Annotated in this window: 12 protein-coding genes and 1 tRNA gene; 3 read left to right on the top strand and 10 right to left on the bottom strand. The window is 62.4% G+C overall.

The features are described from left to right. Positions 1–193, top strand: a 193-nt coding sequence (locus KBB36_RS20215; protein ID WP_290985456.1) for a hypothetical protein, incomplete at its 5' end; no start/stop codon positions are given. A 25-nt stretch (positions 194–218) separates the two neighbouring features. On the opposite strand, the gene KBB36_RS20210 is transcribed toward KBB36_RS20215, so the two are convergent. The 8 genes from KBB36_RS20210 to KBB36_RS20175 all read right to left on the bottom strand — a co-directional run bounded on the left by KBB36_RS20210 (position 219) and on the right by KBB36_RS20175 (position 5,070). Next, positions 219–295, bottom strand: a tRNA-Pro gene (locus KBB36_RS20210). Between the two features lie 101 nt (positions 296–396). Beyond that, positions 397–963, bottom strand: a complete 567-nt coding sequence (locus KBB36_RS20205; RefSeq protein WP_290985454.1) for a MerR family transcriptional regulator — start codon at positions 961–963, stop codon at positions 397–399. A 13-nt stretch (positions 964–976) separates the two neighbouring features. Next, a complete protein-coding gene (locus KBB36_RS20200; RefSeq protein WP_290985452.1) occupies positions 977–1,303 on the bottom strand; it encodes an integration host factor subunit alpha in 327 nt (108 codons plus the stop codon). Between the two features lie 123 nt (positions 1,304–1,426). Next, positions 1,427–2,398, bottom strand: coding sequence for a beta-ketoacyl-ACP synthase III (locus tag KBB36_RS20195; protein WP_290985450.1), 972 nt, complete (start codon positions 2,396–2,398; stop codon positions 1,427–1,429). Further along, positions 2,395–3,528: a phosphate acyltransferase PlsX gene (gene plsX / locus KBB36_RS20190; RefSeq protein WP_290985448.1), complete on the bottom strand. Its 1,134-nt coding sequence runs from the start codon at positions 3,526–3,528 to the stop codon at positions 2,395–2,397. Before plsX ends, KBB36_RS20195 begins: the two co-directional genes overlap by 4 nt. Positions 3,529–3,559: 31 nt before the next feature. Beyond that, the gene (rpmF, locus tag KBB36_RS20185; RefSeq protein ID WP_290985446.1) at positions 3,560–3,745 is read right to left on the bottom strand and encodes a 50S ribosomal protein L32; all 186 of its coding nucleotides are present in this window, start codon (positions 3,743–3,745) and stop codon (positions 3,560–3,562) included. A 122-nt stretch (positions 3,746–3,867) separates the two neighbouring features. Next, positions 3,868–4,446: a DUF177 domain-containing protein gene (locus KBB36_RS20180; RefSeq protein ID WP_290985444.1), complete on the bottom strand. Its 579-nt coding sequence runs from the start codon at positions 4,444–4,446 to the stop codon at positions 3,868–3,870. A gap of 87 nt (positions 4,447–4,533) precedes the next feature. Continuing rightward, entirely contained in the window at positions 4,534–5,070 is a 537-nt protein-coding gene (locus KBB36_RS20175; protein WP_290985441.1) for a ubiquinol-cytochrome C chaperone family protein, read from the bottom strand. A gap of 99 nt (positions 5,071–5,169) precedes the next feature. On the opposite strand from KBB36_RS20175, the gene bamE reads away from it, so the two are divergent. Together bamE and KBB36_RS20165 are read left to right on the top strand one after the other, a co-directional pair. After that, the gene (bamE, locus tag KBB36_RS20170) at positions 5,170–5,637 is read left to right on the top strand and encodes an outer membrane protein assembly factor BamE (RefSeq protein WP_290985438.1); all 468 of its coding nucleotides are present in this window, start codon (positions 5,170–5,172) and stop codon (positions 5,635–5,637) included. A gap of 59 nt (positions 5,638–5,696) precedes the next feature. Further along, positions 5,697–6,554 carry an adenosylcobinamide-GDP ribazoletransferase gene (locus KBB36_RS20165; RefSeq protein WP_290985435.1) on the top strand — a complete coding sequence of 286 codons (858 nt, stop codon included), beginning with the start codon at positions 5,697–5,699 and terminating at the stop codon, positions 6,552–6,554. Positions 6,555–6,560: 6 nt separating this feature from the next. On the opposite strand, the gene KBB36_RS20160 is transcribed toward KBB36_RS20165, so the two are convergent. Both KBB36_RS20160 and KBB36_RS20155 read right to left on the bottom strand, forming a co-directional pair. Continuing rightward, positions 6,561–7,676, bottom strand: coding sequence for a sialate O-acetylesterase (locus KBB36_RS20160; RefSeq protein WP_290985433.1), 1,116 nt, complete (start codon positions 7,674–7,676; stop codon positions 6,561–6,563). A gap of 417 nt (positions 7,677–8,093) precedes the next feature. After that, a partial coding sequence (locus KBB36_RS20155; protein WP_290985431.1) for a sodium/proton-translocating pyrophosphatase occupies positions 8,094–8,420 on the bottom strand: 327 nt, incomplete at its 5' end.

Below are 8,420 nucleotides of genomic sequence, written 5' to 3'. Positions count from 1 at the left end.
CAGCCTGAGCCACCCGATCGAGGACCGGCAGCAAGTGGTGAGCGAGGGCCTGGCGCTGTATCGCTTCGGCGATCCGCGCATGCGCCATAATGCGGATTTTGTCCGTATCGAGCTCTGCCACACGCCGCTGGCCGATGATGGCGTGAAGGTCAGCCACATCCTATCGCTGGCCGCCTTCGAGGGGCTGATGTGATGCTTCAAATTTTACGGGGAAATATTGGTCGGAGCGGCGGGATTTGAACCCACGACCCCTTGCCCCCCAGGCAAGTGCGCTACCAGACTGCGCTACGCTCCGACCGTGTTTCCAATGCCTGGCCGAATAAGCTGGCGGCATCGGAATCGGCCGGCACTATAGCCACGGCCTCCCCCCGGCGCAACCAAGGGCAACGGTCTAATTCAGCGGTTCTGACGCGCCGCCAGATCGGTATGCACGGCTTCCAGTTCGGCCAGTGCCAGCTTCAGTGCCTGGCGCATGCCGCTCATATCCTGCAACAGGTCAAACGGCATCGAAACCTGGCGCAGATCGTCGGAATGCAGCTTCTTGGCATTCTTGTCAGCGGTCTTGTCTGCGGTTTTATCGGCCGGCTTTTCCGCCTGTGTTTCAACCGGCATAACGGTTTTAGCGACCACTTTCGGCGCTTTGCCGGTGGCACGCGCCCTCACCTCCTGCGCCAGACCACCTTCGCGCAGCAGTTTCTGTACACCGCGGATGGTATAGCCCTGGTCATGCAGCAGGCTGCGGATTTCGCGCAGCATTTCGATATCTTCCACGCGGTAATAGCGCCGGCCGCCATTGCGTTTCACCGGGCGCACCTGATGGAATTTCTTTTCCCAGAAACGCAGCACATGCTGCGCCAGCCCCAGGCTGTCGGCCACTTCGCCGATGGTGCGGAAGGCACTGGCTGCCTTGGCTTCGGCGCGGCGCGTGGCTTTCGGGGTTACAGACTCGTCGGCTTCAGACACGGTTCAAATCGCCTCAATCGGCTGCCGGCGCCTTTTTGCCTGAATGCATGCCGGCATTGATCTTTTCCTTCAGCACATGGCTGGCGCGGAAAACCAGCACCTTGCGCGGATCAATCGGCACTTCCTGGCCGGTCTTTGGATTGCGCCCCATGCGGCCGCCCTTGGAGCGGACCTGGAAGGTGCCAAAGGACGAGATTTTCACCATGTTGTCGGCGATCAGGCTTTCGATGATCTCGTTCAACACGGTTTCCACCAGGGTGGCGGATTCGCTGCGCGAAAGCCCGACTTCCTGGTAAATAGCCTCGGCCAATTGCGCGCGCGTCAGAGTATTCCCTGTCATGCGCCGCCCCCTTCTTTTGCAATTTTTCGTGCAGTGACGCTAACTTAACCGGGATTGGGCGTCAATACGACGATGGCCGAATCGGGGTAAAAAAGCCCCACGCCAACGCTTTTCCGGTTTGGCTTACCAGCGCACCAGGGCGCTGCCCCAGGTGAAGCCGCCGCCCATCGCTTCCATCAGCACCACATCGCCGCGCTTGATACGGCCATCGGCCACCGCTTCGGCCAGCGCCAGCGGTACCGAGGCTGCCGACGTGTTGCCATGGTGATCCACGGTCATCACCACTTTCTCCGTGCTCATGCCGAGTTTCCGGGCGGTGCCGTCGATGATGCGCTTGTTGGCCTGATGCGGCACCAGCCAGTCGATCTGGTCGGCGCTCATATTCACGGCCGCCAGGGTTTCCTTCACCACATCGGAAAGGTTCACCACGGCATGGCGGAACACTTCCTTGCCCAGCATGCGCAGATGGCCGGTGGTCTGGGTCGAAGACGGCCCGCCATCCACATAAAGCAGATCATGGTGGCGGCCATCGGAATGCAGATGCGTGGTCAGCACACCACGATCCATGCTGTCGCCCGCGCCTTCTTCGGCACGCAGCACCAGCGCGCCGGCGCCATCGGCAAACAGCACGCATGTGGTGCGGTCGGTCCAGTCGATGATACGCGAGAAGGTCTCGGCGCCGATCACCAGGGCGGTTTTAAACTGCCCGGCCTTGAGGAAATTGTCGGCGGTGGCCATGGCAAAGATGAAGCCGGAGCAAACCGCCTGCACGTCGAAAGCCGCACCGCCGGTGATGCCCAGGGCGTGCTGCACCCGGCAGGCGGTGGCTGGAAAAGTCTCGTCTGGCGTGGCCGTGGCCAGCACGATCAGGTCGATCTCATTGGCGGTGATGCCGGCATGGGCGATGGCGCGTTCGGCCGCCTTGATCGCCAGGTCCGAGGTCTTTTCACCCTCGGCGGCGATATGGCGCTGGCGGATGCCGCTGCGCTCGACGATCCATTCATCGGTGGTGTCCACCATGGTCGCCAGTTCGGCATTGGTCAGCACACGCTCGGGCAGATAACTGCCGCAGCCGATAACGACGGAACGGATCATGGAACCTCCGCGACGGCAATCTTGACCGGCTCGCTGACCGCATCCTTGCCGTTGCTGCTGATACTGGAACTACCGGGGCCCGCAATACTGGGCGGCGGATTGGTCAGGGCTTCGGCGAAGGCGCCCGAGAAATCGGCGCGAATCCGCTCAATCAGGCGGTCATTGGCCATGTCGATAGCCACTTCAAGCGCTGCGGCGAAGCCCACTTCATCGGTGCCGCCATGGCTTTTCACGGCAATGCCGTTCAAGCCCAGCATGACGCCGCCATTGTAAAAACGCGGATCGATGCGCGCCTTCAGCATCGCCAGGCCGGAATAGGCCAGCAGATACCCCAGCTTGGTCAGGATCGAGCGCTGGAACGCGGCGCGCATCAGCGTGCCCATCAGCTTGGCGGTGCCTTCGGCGGTCTTGAGCGCCACATTGCCGGTGAAGCCATCGGTTACGATAACATCCACCTCGCCCTTGGTGATGTCGTCGCCCTCAACGAAGCCAACGAATTCAAACGGCGGATTCTGCACGGCGCGCAGCAATTCTGCGGCGCCACGCACCGCGTCATTGCCCTTCAATTCCTCAACGCCCACATTCAGTAGGCCAACGCGCGGGCGATGCCGGCCCAGCGCGGAATGCGCCAGATTGGCACCCATCACGGCAAACTGCACCAGATTGCGCGAATCGCATTCCACATTGGCGCCAAGGTCGAGCATCACCGTCTCGCCCTTCAACGTCGGGAAAAACGACGCCAGCGCCGGCCGTTCGATGCCCGGCAGGGTGCGCAGCACAAACTTCGCCATCGCCATCAGCGCGCCGGTATTGCCGGCGGAAACCACCGCCTGGGCTTCGCCCTTGGCCACGGCATCAATCGCCAGCCGCATTGAGCTGTTGCGGCCCCGGCGCAGCGCCTGGCTTGGCTTGTCTTCGCTATGCACCCGGTCGGCGGTGTGGCGCAGTTCGGCGCGGTCGCGCAAGGTCGGATACTTGCGCAACAAGGGTTCAATCTGTTCGGCATCGCCAAACAGCAGGAACCTCACCTGGGGAAAGCGCGGAAGAATCGCGGCGGCGCCCTTGACCACCATTTCAGGGGCGTGATCGCCCCCCATGGCGTCGAGCGCAAGGGTCAGGGTCGCTGTCACGCGCGCAACCTCACCCTAAATACGTGCGCGTTCAGGCGGCCTCAGTCTTGGCTACCACCTCACGACCATCGTAATGGCCGCAGGCGCCGCAGACATGGTGCGGGCGCTTCAGTTCGCCGCAATTGCTGCATTCCATATAGGCGCTGCCCTTGAGGGCATCGTGCGAACGACCCATGTCGCGCTTCGAGCTGGACTTCTTCTTCTTCGGGACAGCCATGACACTTCTCTCTGTAATTCCACCCCGCTCGCGCGGGGCATTGGGCAGGTCTTCCAACCATCGCCCAGGCCAAGAATCCCCGTCTTATACTCTCAGGCGCCCCGGGGACCAAGGGCCTTGCCTTACTTTTCAGAGCCTTTCTTAAGCTGGGCCAGCACCGCAAACGGGCTGACCTTGGCTTCCGGCTCCGGATCGGGCGTAAAACCTGCGGGTAATTCAGCATCAGGCTTACGCGGATAGGGGTTGAGCGACAGGGCCAATTCCTCGGCCACCACCTCGCCCAGATCAATCACGCCGCCCTCAATCGGGTCCGGCGGATCAATGGCATCAGGGTCGAGCCATTCCGACTCGTCATCATCCGATTCCGGCAGGGCGGCCAGGATTTCAGCCACTGCCTCGGGCGGGGCGAAGCCGCGCTCAAATTCCTCATCCAGCGTTTCACGCACCGGATCGAGCGAAACCACGCAAGTCTGCTCCACTTCGGCCCAGAGCCGGCCCGTCACCTGGAAATGGCCGCTTTCCACACCCGGCTGCACGCGCAATTCAGCGCGCAGGCTCAGCACGGCCGGGATATGGAACCGCTTGGCCAGCGCAATGCGCACCGATTCGGCAGCCTGTAGGCGCACAGACACGCCTTCGGGGCCAATCTGGGCCACGTCGATGGGATGGGAAAATTCGTTTTGCACCGGCGTTTTCGACACCGACCGCACTCCAGCCTGGGATGTAAATGGGCGGCGGACCATAGGGGCCGACGCGGCCTAGGTCAATGGCCTTTATAACGCCGTGTTTCAGGCCGGGAAATCGACCCGGCCAGCCAAAAGCCCCTCGCTCTGCCCGGCCAGGGCAGCATCGGCGCGGCGCATGTAGCCGGCCATCCAGGCCGCAGCGGCCGGATCGGGCTGCGCCACGGTGCCATAAAGGTTGCGCGTCAGAGCATCCGTCAGGCCGGTATCGTCGCTGGCATTAAGCGCCGCCTCATAAACCGTCAGGCGGCCAAAAAACGCCTTGGCCATGGCCTTGATCTTTTTGCCGACGCCCAGATCGCCGACGCCGATTTCGCGCAGATTGCCGTCCATATCGGCAAAGACAATATCCGACAATTCCTGCGCGATGGCCTGGCCTTCCGCGCCCAGGCCGCTGAGCCGGCGCAGCACCAGGAAAACATGCAGCACCAGCAGGTCAAAGCGGCCATCCAGGCTGTCTGGCACGCCACGCTCGATATAGAAGCCGGGCTGACGCGCCTGTGCCACCGCGGCGCTGTAAAGTCTGGCCGCCGGGGATTCCGGCTTGTTTCCAGCAAAGAGCGAGAAAATGGCTTTAAGCATATGATCTAAATCGTTTCTATTGCTGCGGCACGGCGCCGGTTTGCGTTTCCGGCGCGGACAAGATAATATCCTGCGGTCTTAAGCGCGAGTCTCCAAACCATGGCACTTTCCACGCCCCGCACCTTGTTGCTGCTGGCGCTTCTATGCGCCGGCCTGGCGGCCTGTGCGCCGCGCCAGGATTACCGGGGCGCCCAAATCGACGAGGATCGGCTCAAGGAAGTCAAGGTCGGGGTCAGTACCGAGCCGCAGGTTAATGCCGCGCTCGGCTCGCCCTCCACCACCTCCACTTTCCCGCAATGGGGAACAGTGTGGTATTACATTTCCTCCGAAACCGAGGCCGTGGCCTTCATGGCCCCGGAATTGATCGATCAGCAGGTGCTGGCGATCAGCTTCGGCAAGGACGGCAAGGTGGCCGAGATCAAACGGTATGGCATGAAGGACGGCCGCCAGGTGGCTTTTGTTGACCGCGAAACCCCGACCAAGGGCAAGGACATTACCGTGCTTGAGCAATTGCTCGGTAATTTTGGCCGCTTCAACAATCAGAATACCGGCCGCACCAATCGTTGAGGGCCGGGCGCTGCAAACCGCTTGAACCCGCACCCTGAGCCAGCCCCCTGAGCCAGCCCATGGACGAGCCGCATTCAGTCCCCAAATCAGAACCACCGCGCCATGGCTGGCAGCGGCGTCGCCATGATCTGCTGCTGGCGCTGCGCGCCCTGACCGCTTTGCCGCTGCCCGCCGCCTTGCCCGAGGATGCCAATGTGCAGCGCCAGGCGGCGGCGAGTTGGGCCTATCCGCTGATCGGCGCCTTGATCGGCCTTGGCGGCGGTTTGGTATTCCTGGCTGCCGTGTCGCTGGGACTTGGCATCGGCAGCGCTGCCTTGCTGGCCATAGTCAGCCAGATATTGCTGACTGGCGGGCGCCACGAGCGCAGCCTGGCCAGACTGACCGATGGTTTTCGCGGCTGGCGCCTGATGCCGGCTGATCCTGCACAATATGGCAGCCGGATCGGGATCAACGGCCTGCTGGCTTTGCTGCTGCTGATCGCCTTGCGCAGCAACGGCATTGAGGATCTGGCCAACAGCCTGCTCTCTGTCGCGGAGGAATTTGAGGCCACGGTGAGTTATGGCACCGCAGCCACCATTGCCCTGGTGCTGGCCGGCGCCGGTTCACGCGCCGCCATGGTGTGGGTGTGGTTTCTGCTGCCGCCAGCACCGAATGACCAGGCTGGGCCGCTTGAAGGCGATGTGCCGCTCGCTGCCGCCCTGCAAGCCGGTGCGCTGGCATTGTTCTGTGGCCTGCTGCTGCTCAGCCTGAAACTGCTGCTGGCTGTTGCCCTGACCGTGGCCCTGGTGGCGCTGGCGATGCACGCCCTGGGCCGCAAGCGGCTCGGCGGCCATGATGAGGCCCTGCTCGGCTCGACGCAGCAGGTGGCCGAAGTGATGATCCTGCTGGTGCTCAGCGCCACTGCCGTGGCGCTCTGAGCAGTTTCACGCCGCTGCCAGCGCCTCGCGGTGTTCGATATGCGCCATGATGGCGTGAAACCACAGCCAGGCGGCGCGGTGCTGGCCATCGCGGCTGAAATGCGCGCTATCGCCCAGGCCGGCACGATTCTCGTCGCCCACCAGGCGATCAGTATCAGCCCCCGGAAAGATTGTGTCGTCCTTGCGCCATAACCGGTCAACGGCGGCGCGCAAGGCATCCTCCCGGTCCGGCAGGCTGTAAACCGTCGGATGTTTGGTGGATTTGGCCACCAGCCAATCCGGCGTGAAATCCAGGTCTTCGGCCAGCGCGCGCTGGATGCGCTTCAGCCGCCGGCTCCATTCCTCCGGCGCCATGCCATCCTGCACATCCTTTTCGCCCTGGGCCCACAGAACGGCCCGGAAGCGGCCCAGCGACAAGGCGATATCGCGCATATACTCAAACAGTTTTTCGTCCGGGTGCCATTTCTCTATCCCAGAGCCGCCAAAGGATAGATTGGCAAAGCCGACCGGCACACCCAGCACACCCACCAGCATGTCGCCAACCAGTGGCCAGATACTGCCACCATCAAAACGCTGGTGCATATGGAACATCGCCTGCATGCGGTTGACATGCGCCCAGTAGCGTTCGCCATCTTCCGGGTAATCCAGTGTCGGCTGCGGGTCATGCGCCACGCGCCACAACTTGCGGCGCGGACTCAGCGCCACCACCCGGCCCTTCGGCTCGGTCACGGCCATGCGGCTGGAATGGTAATTGCCGGCATAGGATTGCCCGGCGATCAGATAGACCTCGCCGATGCCGAAGGGGGCAATCGAGATTTCCTTGCCGCCTTGGCGCAAATTGGCCAGATACCAGCCGCCGGCCGGCAGGGCGATGCGGCAGGAAAAGCGGCCCTTGCTGTCAGTCCGCAGGCCCAGTTCGGGTGCCACCAGTTCACGCGGCACATCGGCGGTCATGATACGCAGGCTGACTGCAGAATTGGGTGTCGCCGTGCCGGCGAAGCGCACCACGGTGCGGCCAGGCAATGGTCCCGGCTCGGCAATAAAATCCGCCTTGGGCTCCTCCACGCGCGCCAGCCGGCGCTGATAAACCGCATAGGGTACTGGAGACGTTAAAGCCAGCATGCAACGACCTTCCTGGTTGTTCCATCGGATACACCGGCTGCCAAAACTTCTGGAGCTGGTGGCGCAGCGCCGTATCCGGCAGCCACGCATCATCCGCGCGGACGGGCCGAAGCCCGTAGGGACAGGTCACGGCACCAATTGGCACCGCCCTGTAAGGACCGATGGCCAATAAAGCCGGCCATCCGCCCAGGAGTATTCATTGTAACTATTTGAAATCGTCGGCTGTGGCAACCTTTGATTATCCGCAGCCCCTGATTAAGTGGCTTATTCCGCTGCGGAAGACGACCAATTTCATCGAAGAGAATTTATGAGGAATTTATTTTCCTGGAAAACCAGTAAATGCCTTGGCCCTATCCCAAAAAAAGCAAAGGGCCGGGGTTGCCCCCGGCCCTCGTCGCTTGTTGTTTTGTGGCGGGATCAGTGTGCCAGCATCGCCAGCAGCAGCAAGGCCACGATGTTGGTGATCTTGATCAGCGGGTTCACGGCCGGGCCGGCCGTGTCCTTGTAGGGATCGCCGACAGTGTCGCCGGTCACGGCTGCCTTATGGGCATCCGAACCCTTGCCGCCATGATGGCCTTCCTCGATGTACTTCTTGGCATTGTCCCAGGCACCGCCGCCGGCGGTCATGGAAATCGCCACGAAGACACCGGTTACGATCACACCGAGCAGCATCGCGCCCACAGCGGCGAAAGCGGCCGCCTGGCCGGCAATCACCAGGATCACATAATACAGCACGATCGGGCG

Origin of the sequence: Ferrovibrio sp., from assembly GCF_017994015.1 — a bacterium.
Lineage (GTDB): Bacteria > Pseudomonadota > Alphaproteobacteria > Ferrovibrionales > Ferrovibrionaceae > Ferrovibrio.
Note: the sequence above shows the minus strand (reverse complement) of the source record. Positions and strands in the feature narration are given on the sequence as shown.